The sequence below is a fragment of the Tenacibaculum tangerinum genome, assembly GCF_029853675.1.
GTDB classification, from domain to species: Bacteria; Bacteroidota; Bacteroidia; order Flavobacteriales; family Flavobacteriaceae; genus Polaribacter; species Polaribacter tangerinum_A.
Genome location: NZ_CP122539.1, coordinates 72476 through 89137 on the forward strand (window position 1 = coordinate 72476; position 16662 = coordinate 89137).

Here is a 16662-nt window from a genome sequence, read left to right on the forward strand (position 1 = left end):
CGAGTAATTACTTCAATTCGTTGAATTGTTTTCTTCCTTTAACGTAATACTGCCAAACAATAGAGGTGTGTTTGTAGTAATTCGATTTTTTAGTTATTTTTTTCTCTTCTTTATAAACTTTGGAAGCTGCGCATAAAAACTAAAATGTGCCTTTAAAATAGCAAATAGGTGTTTTGGTCTCCCTTCCAATAAAAATTTTAGACCCGCTATTCCGTCCAACACTAAACGAGCAAAAATAATAGGGAATAATTTGTTTGAGGGTAAGTTTTTAACAAGCTTCAGCAAGCTGTTTCTAAAGTTTAAAAATGTTTTCTTCGGGTTTAAGTTGTTCAATGTTGCGCCTCCTACATGGTACACCGTTGATATGCCCACATACTTTATTGCATATCCGCTGTTTTTAGCACGCCAACACAAGTCAATCTCTTCTTGATGTGCAAAAAAATCTTCGTCAAAACCATTGAGTTGATGAAAAACTTCTGAACGGATAAAAAGACAAGCTCCTGATGCCCAAAAAATTTCGGCAGTATCGTTAAACTGTCCATTGTCAGTTTCTAGCGTATCAAATAAACGACCTCGACAATACGGATACCCAAAAGCATCGATAAATCCTCCGCCAGCACCAGCGTATTCAAATTTAGCTTTATTTTTAAAGTCTAAAATTTTAGGTTGAATAATCGCTGTATTCGGTTGTTTATCAAATATGTCAATTATCGGAGTTAACCAGTTTTTAGTAACCTCAATATCAGAGTTTACTAAACAATAAATATCGGCATCAATATACTTTAGGGCATCGTTGTAGCCTTTTGCATAGCCCCCGTTTGTAGAATTTTGAACAATGTTTACGGTAGGAAAATGCTGTTTCACAAATGCGATTGAATCGTCGGTAGAAGCATTGTCAGCAACATATATTTCAGCTTCTTCTGAGCTAAAATTTACGACAGAAGGTAAAAACTGCTCGAGCAATTTTTTTCCGTTCCAGTTTAATATGACTATGGCTGTTTTCAAGAAGGCAAATTTACAGTTTATAAATGAATTTGTGTTGAAAAGCTGGAGTCATTCTGTGCTTTCATCATTACTAGAAAAGTAAAGTAAGGTTTTACTGGAGTTAAGTCTTAGAGAGGTATATTCTTCCCGAATAGTGATTTTTAGATTAATTTATATTTATTTTTTTAACATTTAAAATGGTTATAATGTATTTTTTTAATTTATTTTATTGTGAAAGTTTAATTTATAAATTATTTTATTGAATTATTTTTAATTTAGATTTTAATTATTTACATTAGAGGGTAAGATATGTGCATAACAGCTTATATCTTGTTTTTAATGAGTAGTAACCTTAATTCCCCTATAATATGATGACAAAATCAAATGTTCAAACCGTAGCAAAAGAACAAATTAAGTTCTTGAAATTTCCAAAAGAAGAAGTATTAAAGAAAAATCAGGCAGTAGCGAATCGTTTTATAGATTTACAACGTGCCCTATCTTTAGGTAACTTAGAAAGAGAAAAGGTAAGTATCTTTTTTATGGACACACAGGGTCTCAAAAAGGTAGAAACTACAGTTTGGGGTATTACCGACAAATCAGTAATTTTAAAACAGGGTACTATTATTCCACTAGAAAGAATAGTGAGTATCGCATAAAACAAAAATCCCTCGAAATTTCGAGGGATTTTTTTATGTATGTTAAGCTTCCGCTTCCATATAATCTTCAATAGGATTACAAGAGCAAATTAAGTTACGGTCGCCAAAAGCATCGTCTACACGGCGTACAGATGGCCAAAACTTATTGTCTGCAATATACTCCAAAGGAAAAGCTGCTTGTTTGCGAGAATAAGGTAAATCCCATTCATCAGCTGTTAACATTTCTTGTGTATGCGGTGCGTTTTTAAGCGGATTGTTAGGGTTCTCCTTACTCGCATCAGCAATTTCTTTTCTAATAGAAATGAGTGCATCACAAAAACGATCTAATTCTGCCACACTTTCAGACTCGGTAGGTTCTACCATAATGGTTCCCGCTACAGGGAAAGATACGGTAGGAGCGTGGAATCCGTAGTCCATTAAACGTTTGGCAATATCAACAACTTCAATTCCGTTTTGTTTAAAATCACGACAGTCTAAAATCATTTCATGAGCAGCACGGTTCATTTCTCCCGTATATAACGTGCTAAAGTGTCCGCTTAAACGCTCTTTCATATAATTAGCGTTTAGAATTGCTATTTTGGTAGCATTTGTTAATCCTTCTGCACCCAACATAGTGATGTATCCGTACGAAATTAAACATACCAATGCAGAGCCCCAAGGAGCTGCTGAAATAGCAGTAATAGCATTTTCGCCACCAGTAGCAACTACTGGGTTGGTTGGTAAAAAAGGTACTAATTGTGGTGCTACACAAATAGGACCAACTCCAGGGCCACCACCACCATGCGGAATCGCAAATGTTTTATGTAGGTTTAAGTGACAAACATCGGCACCAATGGTTGCAGGATTTGTCAACCCTACCTGTGCGTTCATGTTTGCACCGTCCATATATACTTGTCCACCGTTATCATGAATAATTTGGGTAACCTCTTTGATAGCCTTTTCAAATACTCCGTGAGTAGAGGGGTAGGTTACCATTAACGCAGCTAAATTATCTGCATGTTTTTCAGCTTTTGCACGTAAATCTTCTACGTCGATATTTCCTCTTTCATCAGTCTTAGTAACGACCACTTTCATGCCCGCCATAACTGCTGATGCAGGGTTGGTTCCGTGAGCCGATGCAGGAATTAAACAGATGTTTCTATGGGTATCTCCGTTCGCTTCATGATACGCTCTAATTGTCATCAATCCAGCAAATTCACCTTGTGCTCCTGAGTTTGGTTGTAAAGAAGTACCTGCAAAACCAGTAATAACATTCAATTGGTTTTCAAGGTTGTCTAACATAATTTGGTATCCTTCCGCTTGGTTTAAGGGTACAAATGGGTGGATGTTTCCCCATTGCGGATTACTCAACGGTAACATTTCAGAAGCAGCGTTTAACTTCATGGTACAAGAACCTAAAGAAATCATCGAGTGATTTAATGCTAAATCTTTACGCTCCAATTTTTTGATGTAACGCATCATTTCAGTTTCTGACTGATACGTATTGAATACTTCGTTATCTAGGAAAGAGGTTGCTCTTTTTACCTCCGTAGGAATTACATCAGTAGAAGTAAACTCAGTAACCAAAATATCTTTGATATTGAAGGCTTGTTCAAAACAATCAACAATGTCGTTGATTTCTTTTAAACCAACTGTTTCATTTACAGAAATTGAAACAAGCTCTTTATCGATGTAGTTAAAGTTAATTCCGTTTGCTTCTGCTACAGGACGTAATTTATCGGTTTCAGCTTCAATTAAAATTGTGTCGAAATAAGCACTATTCTTTTGTCTGAAGCCTAAATCGTTTAGAGCTTTTGCTAAGGTTGTAGTGCTTGTGTGTATGCGATCTGCAATGTATTGTAAACCATCTTTTCCGTGGTATACAGCATACATACCTGCCATAACTGCTAATAATACCTGTGCAGTACAGATGTTAGAGGTTGCTTTTTCACGCTTAATATGTTGCTCACGTGTTTGTAAAGCCATGCGTAAAGCACGTCCGCCATCTACATCTTTGGTAACTCCAATAATACGACCTGGAATACTACGTTTGTAAGCTTCTTTGGTGGCAAAATATCCAGCGTGAGGTCCTCCATATCCTAGAGGAATCCCAAAACGTTGCGTAGTACCTACTACCACATCAGCACCAAATTCGGCAGGAGCTTTTAATTTTACTAACGATAAAATATCAGCAGCAACTGCTACTTTAATATTGCTAGCATTACAGTGAGCTACAAAACTGGTATAATCATATACTTGTCCGTATTTTCCTGGATATTGTACAATGGCACCAAAGAACTCTTCTGAGAAATCAAACTCTTCATGATTGCCAACTATTAATTCAATTCCAATAGGAATGGCACGTGTTTGTAATACGGATAAAGTTTGTGGTAAAATTTCTTCTGAAACAAAGAACTTGTTTACGTTGGCTTTTTTTTGTGCTCTTTCACGAACGTCAAATAATAATGCCATCGCCTCGGCAGCTGCAGTACTTTCGTCTAACAACGAAGCATTGGCTAATTCCATTCCTGTTAAATCACAAATCATCGTTTGATAATTTAACAAAGCTTCTAAACGTCCTTGTGCTATTTCAGCTTGATAGGGGGTATATGCGGTATACCATCCTGGGTTTTCTAAAATATTACGTTGAATAACACTAGGCAAAATAGCTTCGTGATACCCTAAACCTATATAACTTTTAAAAACCTTATTTTTTGCACCTAATTTGTTAATGTGATTTAGGTATTCATATTCGCTCATGGCAGGAGCTAAATCAAGCTCTTTTTCTAAGCGGATGTCGTCGGGAATAGTTTCGTAAATTAATTGGCTTAAACTCTCTACACCAATTGTTTGAAGCATTTGATCCTGCTCTTTAATACGAGGTCCTATATGCCTTAGTTGAAATGAATTTGTGTTCATTATTGAGTTGTTGTTTTTCTTGTTTCAAAAATAGTGAAATTGGTTGATTTGGTACTATATATTTTATTGTTAAAAACAATATTTTATCAACCAAAAGAGTGGGTTATACGAATAAAAGTTATTTTTGTTAGATGAAGTTTTTTAGAACAGTACTCGATTTTTATATAAATTCTAGTATTCACGTAGCTTTGGCAGTGTTTTCATTGCTAAAAATCACAGTATTGTATTTTGGTTTAGAGCACGATGAATTGTTGAGCTTTTTCGTTTTTTTTGCAACCATTACGGGGTATAATTTTGTAAAGTATGTAGGGGTGGCTAAGCCACACCATAGAAGTTTAGCAAAAAACTTAAGAATTATTCAACTATTTTCGTTCATTTGTTTTGTATTCATGTGTTATTATGCCTATTTATTGCCGCTAAGAACGCTGTTGTTTTTTGTTCCTTTTGGGTTGTTAACTTTTTTATATGCAGTGCCTTTTTTAAGTGGGTTTCAAAAAAATTTACGCAGTGTAGGCTATTTAAAAATAATAGTGGTGGCTTTAGTATGGGCAGGAATAACTGTGCTGTTACCCATATATGCTAGTGAAACTTCTATTACAATAAATATGTATTTGTGTACAATACAACGATTTATATTGGTTGCAGTGTTAATTCTTCCTTTTGATATTCGTGATGTACAATACGATGCCATTTCGTTGCAAACCATCCCTAAAAAAATAGGCATAGAAAATACCAAAAAGTTAGGGGTTGTTTTATTAGGAATCTGTTTGGTGTTGGAATTTATGATAAGTCCCAATGCTCATTTCCGTACGGCTTTTTTAATTGTATTTACGATGGTATTATTGCTGCTAATGAGATCTAAAGTCAATCAACCTAAGTATTACAGTTCTTTTTGGGTAGAATCTATCCCTGTAATTTGGCTATTGTTGTTACTACTAAACATGAGTTCGAAATAAAAGGTCAAATTAAATTACCTAAAAATCAGTAGGGCGTCATGTCGATAGTGCGAAGTAAGAGTGATGAGGCATCCCAATCCTAGCAGTTGCTTGTCAATATCCTTATTCATGGTGGTACGGTTCGTTGCGAAGAATGGTAAACCCACGATAAATTTGTTCTACGATAAACAAACGAATCATTTGATGCGAGAAGGTCATTTTTGAAAGCGATAATTTCCCTTGCGCTTTTTGATACACAGCCTCAGAAAAACCATACGGACCCCCAATTACCAAGACCAGTTGTTTGATACCTGAATTCATTTTCTTTTGAAGGTAGTTCGAAAACTCGACCGAAGTATATTGTTTTCCTTTATCGTCTAACAAAATAAGCTGGTCGGTAGGTTGTAGTTTAGCCAAAATCAGTTCGCCTTCTTTTTCTTTTTGCTGCGCCTCGCTGAGGTTTTTAGCATTTTTAATATCAGGAATAATTTCCAAATCAAATTTTACATAGTGTTTGAGTCGGTTTTGATATTCGTCAATGAGTTGCTGTAACTGTTTATGGTCGGTTTTACCTATGGCGAGTAGTTTTATTTTCATAGGGCAAAATTACGAATGTTTGGGGAAGTTTTAAAGAGGGAAGGTTTTAGGGTGAAAAAACTTGCTTTCATAGCGGTGTGCAATACCTTCTTAAAACAAGCCTTTGCAATGGTAAAAAGTGGTTTATCTTATGACAAGAACTATCAAAGTGCATTAGGTTGAAAAAGTATAAAATTTAGCTGTTTTTTACCTCAGTTCTTTGTTGTGTTTCAGTTTTTTATCCTCCGCTATTTGTCAGTGTGCTCGGGCTGCCGTTATGGGTTGGCCTTTTTGAGCGGCTTGGCAATGTGTGTTTCCGCTTCGTGGCGGTTCATGTTAAAGAAACAGTTCCTCTATTATGTCCTTTATTTCTGATGAATCTATACCACCATCTGGTTTGTCTCTAGTAAGAATTAATTGCTTGTCTGCATCAGGGTTTTCTTTGTAGTTAACTATCCCATTGCGTTCATACCATTCCTGCTTACGTTTCCATTTGCTTCGGTAATCATCTTTTTGCAACAAGCCCAAATGTTCCCAATAGTAGATAATACCTGAATCAGGGTCTTCTATAGTAAAGTCGGGATGAATAGTCACGCCTTTCTCGTCTAAAATAGGTGCTTCATAAACATATTGGATTCCTTTATTGTGCAACTTATCGGCAATAATGACTTCAGACTTAGAAATCATGAACTCCCCTTTCTCAGAAACCTGTATGTATTTGGTATCGTAATACTTTTTATTTATCAACTTCAACTGGGGCTCAGCCATCAAATCGGTTAGTCTTCGGCCAGTCTCTGAATATTCACCGGAAGTGAACTTTCGGTAATCCTTGAAATCACCTTGATGTAGAATCAAGATTCTATCCTCTTGCCTAGTGAGTGCCGTGTAGAATAATTCCCTTGATAGCACTGGACAAGGATTAGGAAGGATAAACAATACCACCTTGAAACCACTTCCTTGAGATTTGTGAACGGTGATTGAATAGGCAAGATCCATTTGGATATCACCATCTTCTGAAAAATCACCTTCCTGAAATGAATAAGCAAAACCTTGTTGGGAAGAAAATGCTATGTAAATCGGTCTTTGGTATTTTTTCTTTTCAGCATCCCACTTGCCATAAGCCCCAATATGCAAGCCTATTTCTCCATTGGCAAAGTACCTTATGATGTTTTCGTCATCAATATTATTAGGGTTAAAAACATAACTCCAAGGCTGATTCCATCTCTTGTTTTTTAGATTAATCACCTTATCACCAAACACAATACCATCATCAGCAACAGGTTTTGGCATTTTTCTAGCTTTATAGTATGTCTTACCATTTTTTGTCCATGATCCTGGAAAAATTGCCTTCTCTTTCGTCTTTGCTCGAAATGTTTTCTGAATTTTTTGATTAATCACTTTTGTACCATACCCAGCAGTGTTGGTCGGGGATAATATCTGCCAGTTTTCAACTTCTTTAGCCGAGTTAATATCAAAACCAGTCCATTTATATTCTTCAATATAATTTCCACCTAAAGAAGCATCAAAATTAGCCTGTTCACTACGCAGTATTTTTCCTTCTGTACGACTTAATAAGCCTTCAATTTCCCGATTGGTCACATCAATCAGGATTTCTTCTAAATGGCGCACGTTATGCCATTCAATGAATTGGATATTCCCCCAATCATGGTCTTGTTGATCTCCAATTTCTTCAAAAACATCAATTTCACTTTTCTTGAAGGGATCGTCACTGAACCATCTGCTCAAACGAACATCAAGTCTATCGGGCTCTGATTCTGCTTCGCTCTCATCTGAATTTTGGCGGAACAACTCTCTCAATTCGGCTATACCCTTGCCTTGTTGCTCCATGTAAATCTTAATATCGACAAACGGACGACCAGCACCTATGGGCGGCAGCTGCCGGTAATCTCCAATCAGAATAAAACGACTTACGCCTGAAAGACTGTCTAGTAGGGCCGCTAATTGTTCCTCGGTAAGCATAGAAGATTCATCTACGATTACCGTGTCGTATTGCCGCGCTTCGGCATTTGGGTTCATGAAATATTGCCCTGTCTCAGGATTATATCGCTTTGCCTGAATGAGAAACTGTGCAAGTGTTTTTGCATCAGCACCCATTTTTACTCTCGCTTTACCAGTTGGGGCAAGGCGAAGCACCGTGCTATTTTTTATAAAATCCTGTTCGCAAAGGATATTGAGCAAAGTGGTTTTTCCTGTACCTGCCGGACCTATAAGCACAGACACTCGACTATTTGCCAGCACTTCCAATGCATTGGCTTTTTCTTGTCTTGCCCTTTTATCTCGTTCTTGATACCAATTCGGCTTGTTGGGATTTATGTCTCCGAATTTCTGATCAATCAAACCTCTCCAATCCTGGACGATTGGGGGATCAATCTTTCTACGAAGACGCTTCTGCACGAAATTGCGAATCTTGCTTTTTATCGCATCAAAGCGTTTGAGTTTGAAGTAATAGATTTCTTCTTCTTCATCCAGCACATGTTGTGTTACTTCTTTCTTCATAAAATCTGCAATAGCCATCAAGTTCCGAATAGATGGATTACAAAGTGGCTCAACCGGCTGCTCATCAAGTTTGGTGATTAGTTGGGTGTCCGTAAGTAGTGTATTCCCAACCACTGCTGTTTCTTCTAGCGCTTTTACTGCAAAGGCTCGAACCCTGCGCTGATCTAAGGGTGTGTTCAGGTCGCAAAGCTCAGGTAATGGAAATTTTTCTATGCCTGCTGGATCGCCAAAAATGGCTTTGTCAATGGTGCTTACCTGAAAACCCGTAAGCTGTAAGCGCGTATGCTCATACAGCAGGTAGGGATTCTGCAAGTATGCCTTTTGATCTTTGGCTTTTGCATCAATGACCAGATTCACCTGATCATTGATTATGTGCATGCGGCTCAGAAACTGCAAAAAGTCTTTTTCTTCTTTTGAGTAATGGTTCCATGTTTGTTTTTGAGTATCGCTTATGCTGAGCTTAACATTGGCTGGCAAAAAAGATAGATCTCCATTGAATAACTTTTCTATGTAATCCCACGGGTTTCGAACCACAGGACCATCAACCTCATCCCGAACCAGACTATCCAGCTCCCATGCTATCAAATTGCCTTCGGCAATTTTCATTCCCGAAAGCACCGCGCCCAATCCAGGGAATGGTCCACGCATCTTCCATAATCTTGAAAGCTCCTTATCTATCCATTTGAATTGAGCTTCATAGTTTTTATCAGGTAGTAGTTGCTCAAATTTTCGGAGTTTTTCAAGTAGAATAAGCAGTGACTCAATAGCACTATCATTGCTGACCCATTCAGTTCCATAGGAAAACTGCTCAAAACTGGGTGCAAGTGCGATATAATCGTGAATATTAATGCTGTCGTCCTTTTCGGCCAACTTGAAGAATTCCTGATAGGGAAGTAAAAAACCATTTTTGAAATCGTCACGAATGGTATGAAAGACAGGGCGTTCCCACAAAGTGCTTCTAAAACTTTTTGGCAATTGATCATCATAGGCATACTCTGTGAGTTTGCCAATCTCAGAAATGTGCCCCACACCGATTAGCACTCTAGCAGTGGTATCAATGAACGGGACATTCTTGGCATAAATGAACACAAGAGAATGCGCAGGTCGAATGGGTTGAATAAAGGTGTCGAGCAATAAGCGTTGGTTGTCAATTTGCTGAACCCAACTGTTTTTAAAATTTAAGGCCGGCTCTTTTTCCGGTTCAAAAGGGAGTTGTAAGGCAGCTGCTTTATCCGATTCATTGGTGTCTTTGTCTTTCAGCATCCAGTTGTATGGAATAACTGAAAAACTGTATCCCGGGTAGCAATAGGTGGTTTCCCGATAATGCCCGTAGAACTGGCTGTTGCCATCGTTTTTACTGTATGGATGGTTTACTTTTTTGTAGATGGCATGTGGCGACATAAAATGTACCTTTTCACCTACGCAAGGTGGTAGTTGCGAAGGTTTTAATTCATGCATCCATTGCTCTGCCAATTCTTCCTCTTGATCAACATCCTTACTTTCATTAATGCGGGGGAGAAACATGCAAGAGCCATTATCTCTTGGGTGACAACATACTTTGCCGTTCCAGCCTGAATCATGCCAGGGAACTCTTACTGATAAATGTTGCGTAGGTATGTTCATAATTAATTTGTCACTTCTTATAAGATTTCTTAATCTAATTTAATTCCACCATTACTATCCAGGCGTTGGCAAACAAAACAGCTTTTTTGGTTTTTTAGCGTTGGCTTTTGTGTCGGCAAAAACCAAATGTGCTGTTTTTGCGGTTGGCTTTTCTTGTATGCCGCACAACTCGTTTTATACCAAACTTTAGTTTTGTTATCCCGATAAAATTATGGGATATCATAAAGCTTAGCAATTTTTATATGTTATCAAATATATTAAAATCAATACTTTACCTAAAATAAAGTTATTAACGAATTTTTGGTTATTGATTATACGATTCCTACGAACTTAAAAAAAGATAAGCACATATTCTTACGGAATCCCATAAGTCACCTTATTCAGGTAATAAAAGTTGTTTTAAGGGGCATCAAAGGTTGTAGAGGTCGCAGATATCACGGCACGCTCCGCTAATACCACGGCATGGACCGCCGCTATCACGGCACACTCCGTTAACACCACGGCGTGCTCCGAAGACATCGCGGCACACACCTTTATATCAAAGGTAACCGCCGTAACACTGTAGAAGCATCTTATTAAAATAAACCGCTAACTCCCAAGAACTAATAACTAAGCATTAATAATTAAGAACTAATTCCTACCTATACGGAGGTCCTGCAATCCAACCCACCATAGATTTACGAACCCCTTTAGTGATGGGAGTCACAAGGTGCATCATAAATGACGGAAAAACAATAATAGTTTCCTTTTCTCTAGGAGCAGTTACAATTTTTTGATTCATCATAAACTGTAAGTCGCCACCTTCATAGTCATCAGAATCCGATAACTGCATGGAAATGCTGAGTTTTCTATCAGAAATTTCTCCCGCTCCGAAATCCAAATGCCAGTCAAAGAAATCCCCTTCCGTGTAGCTAGCCAATTGCAAATTGTTGTGAAAACCCAATAAATCAAACCAATACCGTTCGTTGTTGCATTGAATCGCCAAACCAGCCAATCGGTTGTAAATCCATTCGTTTTCAGGAGTATTTTCAATAAACACCACAGTACTTTTTCGCAGTTCATCATCACAGGTATTAAACAAGCTAATAAGTGCATGCAGCTATCAGCACATTAAAAAACTAATAAAATTCTTGGGTACACCTACTAAAACTGAGGCCAAAGCGGTTGCTTTTGTGTTTTGGTTAAAAAATGTACCCAATTACTTAACTTCTTTTGTTGTAAGCTTTCTAAAAGAACAAAATAAGGAGTTAAAAATTTTGGCTTCGTTCTAAATAGAACCCTTACATAGCTTTAAAGTGAATCCCATTTTTTGAAATTTGGGGGTTGTGCATCAGCTACCGTTGTTGCCATTAGTACTTTATCTTTTGAGAAATTCGGTTTCACATCGCGATTTTATTTTTTTCGTCAGAGTAAATAATATTATTGCAAGCAGAATAATAAATCCAATAACAATTTTTAAAACTCCTAAATTGGCAATTACAAGAACTATTCCTGCAATTCCAGGTCCTCCTCCTCCTCCAACGAGTTCATATTCAACTCCACTTTCAATTTGGATTGCAAGATAAAGTGACCACAAAAATATTCCAGTTGTGAATAATAAAGCGAAAAATTGAGCTTTCGCATATTTTAGAACGCTTGGTAATTCAGAACTATATTTTAAATTCGGATTATCGTGTTTTATAAATTCAAATATTTCTGTTTTCGTATTTTCATCTTTTATTATTAATTCCTCTTCCGAGTCGTTTCCAAAAAATATTTTGATTTCATTTTTCCCACGCTGGTTTTCAATTCTTTTTATATAAGCATAAGGAATGCTAAAAATACTTTCTAAAAAAGCAAGATTTGTTGATTCCGAATTCAGTCTATTCAGTTCTTCTTGTTTCGGATTTCCTTTGTAAATAGTTTGGTCTTTTATGAAAATCAATTTATTAGATTTAGAATCACTTATTTTCCAAAATTTATGCATTCTTTTTTCGGTTTTTTGGGTATGTCTAGCCCTGAAATATGGACACAGGTTAAAGATAGATTTTACCCTGATAATTCACATACCATATTTGGTGTTTTAAAGTTTAAAGATAAATGTAATCTTGTTTGGTTGTATAGATTGATAGCACTTTTTGTTGCTTTTCATGGTAACAGTTTGAATTTAAAGTTAGTAAATTGTAATTTATAACTGTCCTGTTTTTGGGGGATGTTAAAAAAAACTGAACCCTATTACTTAGCCTCTTTTGTAGTAAGCTTTCTAAAAGAACAAAATAAGGAGCTAAAAATTTTGGCTTGTGCATCAGCTACCATTGTTGTACACCGTATTTTTTTTTCATTCCTTTATAGCTTTTTCAGCTCTTTCCATAACAGATTCAGCTAATTCATACATTGAGCAACTTCCTTCACTCATATTCCGTTTTCCTGTCCGCTTTATTTCCGCATTGTCATTCTCCCAATCAAAAACGTAAATTATTTCTCGATAGACTTCGCTCAACTCTTCGTAATTCAATTCGTCATTTTTGCGTCCAAAGTTTTCCTCGGTTTCTATTATTTTAATTGGGTTTCCGTTATTCAAGTAAATTATTGTCCTAATTCGACCGTAAGAGAGTCCGATTTCCTCCACAATTTTACGAATCTGCTTTTCATTCCGCCAGACTTTTAAAATTCCGCCACCATCAGTTGTAATCCCAGTCAGTTCAACCCAGTCAAATTCCATTTTCTGCAGAGTTGAATCTGATTCTATTGATTTTACTTCGTTTTCAATTCGGTCAAGATTATGTTCTTGTCCAAATGCTAAAAACCCGATTAAAGTCAATATGATTACGAATGTGTTTTTCATATGTCTGGTCCTGAAATATGGCTACAGGTTAAAGATTGATTTTACCCTGATAACTTACATACCATATTTGGTGTTTTAAAGTCTAAAGATAAATGTAATCTTGTTTGGTTGTATAGATTGACAGCACTTTTTGTTGCTTTTCATGGTAACAGTTTAGATTTGACGTTAGTAAATTGTAATTTATAACTGTCCTGTTTTTGGGGATGTCAAAAAAAATGCACCCCAGTACTTCACATCTTTTGTAAGCTTTCTAAAAGAACAAAATAAGGAGTTAAATTCTGGCTTCGTTCTAAACAAAACCCTTACATAGCTTTCAAATGAATTCGATTTTTTTGAAATTTAGGGGTTGTGCATCAGCTACTGTTGTTGTGGTTAGTACTTTTAATTCAGTTTTTTCAAAAGTCCATTTAATATTTCATCTTCTTCATCCAATAAATGGTCTTTAATCATTATATCCGGTATTACACCTTCTGGTTTTTTACTGCCATTTACACGAACAATTTGTCCTTTAGAGACTTTTACTACAATTCCTGTATTAGGTAATGTGTATTGGAACTGTGAAGCGTAAAGTGTTGGGAAATCACCTGTTTCTTCTCCTACAATCGTTCCAAACTTATAATCTTGAATTTGGGAGGCTGTAACGGCTGACTGAGAATGCGATTGTCTATTGACCAAAACATATACTTCTCCATTAAATCTCTTTAGTTTGGGTTGTGGTTGGTATTCATCAAACTCAAAATTATATATTTCTCCATCTTTGTGATTTAGAATTTTTTCAAAATAAGTATTTGTAGTGTCATTGTATTTCCTTGTGTGCTCTTTAAGAAATTTACTTGTTTTAAGGGTAAATTCTGAATTCCATTTAAAGGGTTTATCTGCAAAATAAGACACTAAGTAATCACTAAAAGAGTCATTCCCACCCGCATTATTTCTAAGGTCAATAATCAGATTTTTGCTTTTTCGTTTATTTATTTCTACAAAAGCTGAGTCAATGAAACTTTGATACTTATGTTCATCACCCGAAAAGTTTCCTGGGTTTATACAGGCAGATTTATCAAAAAACGTTATTTCCATCTTAGAGTTCAAGACTTCCGTTCTTTTCATTTCATAACCTTCTATTAGTTTTACCGCTTTTATTGAATATTTTTTTATTGCTCCATTTGAGCGAATTTTAATTTGAAAGTTATCCTGCTTTCCAAACACTTGCCAGTATAATCTGGGAAATGAAATCATTTCAATTTTTGCATTTTTAAAGTATGTTCTTTCTGCTGAAACTTGCGGATAAATTTCGGATAAGATATCTTTCATTAATATCCCATTTATACTTATTATCTCCGAACCTATTTTAATGTCAGGATTATCAGAAAAGTTTTTTCGGATTAGACTTTTGTTGTTTTCAACAGCAATTTCTAATGGAAATAGTGTTCCACCACTATATGCATATGTTCGGTAAGAAGCTCCAGGAAAGTCGATTTCAGTATGTCCATTATTTACGCCTGATATTACTTTTTGAAAAATAGTAGTTGCTTGTAATAGAGTAACAGAATCTTTAGCAATAGATTGTTTTACATTTTGATAATTCTCTGAAAAGTCTTTTTCTGAAGTATAAGCGTAGAGATTATAGTGAGCATCTTTTAAAGAATTATTAAGGTACTCTAAGTCTTCTATAATTTCATTTCGTCCAAACTTTTTTTCCGATTTCTGGGCTATAGAATATTGAGATAATATCAGAAACAGAAAGACTACAAGGATATATTGATGTTTCATTAATTAGTTTATTTTTCAAGGACGAATTAAATGTCTAGTCCTGAAATATGGCTACAGGTTAAAGATTGATTTTACCCTGATAATTTACATACCATATTTGGTGTTTTAAAGTCTAAAGATAAATGTAATCTTGTTTGGTTGTATAGATTGATAGCACTTTTTGTTGCGACCTTAGTAAATCGTAATTTATAACTGTCCTGTTTTTGGGGGATGTTAAAAAAAATGCACCCCAGTACTTCACATAATTGTTATAAGCTTTCTAAAAGAATAGAATAAAAAGTTAAAAATTTTGGCTGCGTTCTAAACAAAACCCTTACATAGCTTTAAAATAAATGACATTTTTTAAAATTTTAGGGGTTGTGCATCAGCTATCCTTGTTGTAAAACGTTTTTATTTAGTATTTTATGGTTAAATTCAATTCGTTAAATTCCATTTCTTTCTTTTGACTTTTATTATCAAATTCAAGAGTTAAATGATTTCGTTGTCCATTTTTGAATTCAATATTTTCACAACTCTTAAAATAGGTCTTAAATTCTTTCTCGTCCTTATTAAATGGCATTTCAAATTCCGTATGAGTTAGTTTTCGTATTCCATTTTTGTGATTTGTTGTTTCATTATGGGCTTTTTTTTCGCCACGATATGGAAGTCTGAAAGTCCAAGGTAAATTTGCATTTTTTTCGTTTGTAATTATGTCAATTGACATTCCTTTTGGAAAATAATTCGGCTGATAAATCTGGCTTTGCTCAAAAAGCTTGTCAGTCAATTTTGAGTTGACTAAGCACAAGCCAAAAGGTGAAAAGTGATTTTTATCAAATTGTGAACGTTCCCAAAGTTTTGTTTTAGAAGTCAAGTCACTTCGTATTTCAGCTTCGTCAATGACCCACAGAACTTCGAGAAAAAAATTCTCAAAATAAAATTTTCGATTCGTTGTTCCTTGTCCTAGGTGAATGCGATTACTTCCTTCGGTCAAACCAAACTCAACTAATTTATCGGCTTCTTTTCCGTCATTATTTGAAAATATAAATATGTGGTCAATTTCCATATTTGTTGATTCGGTCAAATGTTTTACAACGTGTTTGTGTAAGGATAGTTGCGTGGTTAAGCATCTAATTTAGCAAAAATGGAACGAACCAGAGGAAAATCCGTAGGATTTTCCAAGTAGGCAAGAACCAAGAAATTATTTTTAAACGGTGTTGGCACACGTTATTTTATTTTTTTCATAATGTTTACAGTATTCGGTGCACAATCAGTTCCATCAGTTACATTGTCAGCATATCCGATTTTTAACTTGGTTGAATCTAATGCGACTCTTATGTAAATCACGTAATCCTGTTGATCATTAGAATATTCATTTGAAGGGTACGAAATTCCATTTTCATCTTCGTCAACCTCTGAATCCAATCCATAATTTTGATTAAAAGCTTTTCCGTAATATTCCGTATCACAAGGCATAGTTTCTGAACTTAAATAATAGTCTATACTATCTTTTGTGATAAAATTAATTCCGATTAATTGTCTTGAATCCATTCCCTTATATTCATAGACTTTAGAGTATTTAGCAGATAGAAAGTCAAGCATTTTGTCGGTTGATTCTAAGTTTATTTCTATAGAGTCAGTTAGGGTTAAAATTTCAGTTTCCTTTACTTTCTCTACTTCGGAAGTCCGATTAATTTTAATTTGCTTACGTTCAGTTGTTTTATTTTTGCAACTGACAAATATTAAAATTAGGATTATTATTTTTAAAATTTTGGTTTTCATCTAATGCTTGTTTAACGTACCTTAATGTGTGCCAACGTTTGGTATAAAGTTAGTTGCGTGGTTTAAACACCTAATTTAGCAAATTCAAACCGAATAGAAAATCCGCGAGGATTTTCGTAAGCAA

Annotated in this window: 11 protein-coding genes and 1 pseudogene; 2 read left to right on the forward strand and 10 right to left on the reverse strand. The window is 35.6% G+C overall.

Going from position 1 to position 16662, the window contains the following annotated elements; translation table 11 throughout:
- Positions 1-7: 7 nt before the first annotated feature.
- Positions 8-1005, reverse strand: a pseudogene (locus P8625_RS00270) (glycosyltransferase family 2 protein).
- Between the two features lie 347 nt (positions 1006-1352).
- Between P8625_RS00270 and P8625_RS00275 the strand changes: the two are divergent.
- The gene (locus P8625_RS00275; protein WP_279651506.1) at positions 1353-1640 is read left to right on the forward strand and encodes a hypothetical protein; all 288 of its coding nucleotides are present in this window, start codon (positions 1353-1355) and stop codon (positions 1638-1640) included.
- 42 nt (positions 1641-1682) lie between these two features.
- Here the strand turns inward: P8625_RS00275 and gcvP are convergent, their stop codons facing one another.
- Entirely contained in the window at positions 1683-4538 is a 2856-nt protein-coding gene (gene gcvP, locus P8625_RS00280; RefSeq protein WP_279651507.1) for an aminomethyl-transferring glycine dehydrogenase, read from the reverse strand.
- 131 nt (positions 4539-4669) lie between these two features.
- Here gcvP and P8625_RS00285 point away from each other — a divergent pair, with 131 nt between their 5' ends.
- On the forward strand, positions 4670-5494 hold the full coding sequence (locus P8625_RS00285) for a UbiA prenyltransferase family protein (protein ID WP_279651508.1): 825 nt from the start codon (positions 4670-4672) through the stop codon (positions 5492-5494).
- 102 nt (positions 5495-5596) lie between these two features.
- Here P8625_RS00285 and rlmH read toward each other — a convergent pair whose 3' ends face one another.
- From rlmH to P8625_RS00325, 8 genes are all read right to left on the reverse strand, one after another.
- A complete protein-coding gene (gene rlmH / locus P8625_RS00290; RefSeq protein WP_279651509.1) occupies positions 5597-6070 on the reverse strand; it encodes a 23S rRNA (pseudouridine(1915)-N(3))-methyltransferase RlmH in 474 nt (157 codons plus the stop codon).
- Between the two features lie 315 nt (positions 6071-6385).
- Positions 6386-10189 carry an AAA family ATPase gene (locus P8625_RS00295; protein WP_279651510.1) on the reverse strand — a complete coding sequence of 1268 codons (3804 nt, stop codon included), beginning with the start codon at positions 10187-10189 and terminating at the stop codon, positions 6386-6388.
- A gap of 637 nt (positions 10190-10826) precedes the next feature.
- The gene (locus tag P8625_RS00300) at positions 10827-11270 is read right to left on the reverse strand and encodes a 2OG-Fe(II) oxygenase (RefSeq protein WP_279651511.1); all 444 of its coding nucleotides are present in this window, start codon (positions 11268-11270) and stop codon (positions 10827-10829) included.
- A gap of 276 nt (positions 11271-11546) precedes the next feature.
- Entirely contained in the window at positions 11547-12155 is a 609-nt protein-coding gene (locus P8625_RS00305) for a hypothetical protein (protein WP_279651512.1), read from the reverse strand.
- Positions 12156-12506: 351 nt separating this feature from the next.
- A complete protein-coding gene (locus tag P8625_RS00310) occupies positions 12507-13013 on the reverse strand; it encodes a hypothetical protein (protein ID WP_279651513.1) in 507 nt (168 codons plus the stop codon).
- A gap of 381 nt (positions 13014-13394) precedes the next feature.
- Positions 13395-14780, reverse strand: a complete 1386-nt coding sequence (locus P8625_RS00315; RefSeq protein ID WP_279651514.1) for a S41 family peptidase — start codon at positions 14778-14780, stop codon at positions 13395-13397.
- 394 nt (positions 14781-15174) lie between these two features.
- Complete coding sequence (locus tag P8625_RS00320; protein ID WP_279651515.1) at positions 15175-15840, reverse strand: hypothetical protein; 666 nt, start codon at positions 15838-15840, stop codon at positions 15175-15177.
- A 143-nt stretch (positions 15841-15983) separates the two neighbouring features.
- A complete protein-coding gene (locus tag P8625_RS00325) occupies positions 15984-16538 on the reverse strand; it encodes a hypothetical protein (RefSeq protein ID WP_279651516.1) in 555 nt (184 codons plus the stop codon).
- Positions 16539-16662: the final 124 nt, after the last annotated feature.

What these genes read in the sequence shown, in the direction of transcription:
- rlmH (WP_279651509.1), bottom strand. Translation starts at nt 6,070, where the DNA reads ATGAAAATAAAACTACTCGCCATAGGTAAAACCGACCATAAACAGTTA.
- P8625_RS00285 (WP_279651508.1), top strand. Translation starts at nt 4,670, where the DNA reads ATGAAGTTTTTTAGAACAGTACTCGATTTTTATATAAATTCTAGTATT.
- gcvP (WP_279651507.1), bottom strand. Translation starts at nt 4,538, where the DNA reads ATGAACACAAATTCATTTCAACTAAGGCATATAGGACCTCGTATTAAA.
- P8625_RS00295 (WP_279651510.1), bottom strand. Translation starts at nt 10,189, where the DNA reads ATGAACATACCTACGCAACATTTATCAGTAAGAGTTCCCTGGCATGAT.
- P8625_RS00305 (WP_279651512.1), bottom strand. Translation starts at nt 12,155, where the DNA reads ATGCATAAATTTTGGAAAATAAGTGATTCTAAATCTAATAAATTGATT.
- P8625_RS00275 (WP_279651506.1), top strand. Translation starts at nt 1,353, where the DNA reads ATGATGACAAAATCAAATGTTCAAACCGTAGCAAAAGAACAAATTAAG.
- P8625_RS00315 (WP_279651514.1), bottom strand. Translation starts at nt 14,780, where the DNA reads ATGAAACATCAATATATCCTTGTAGTCTTTCTGTTTCTGATATTATCT.
- P8625_RS00310 (WP_279651513.1), bottom strand. Translation starts at nt 13,013, where the DNA reads ATGAAAAACACATTCGTAATCATATTGACTTTAATCGGGTTTTTAGCA.
- P8625_RS00325 (WP_279651516.1), bottom strand. Translation starts at nt 16,538, where the DNA reads ATGAAAACCAAAATTTTAAAAATAATAATCCTAATTTTAATATTTGTC.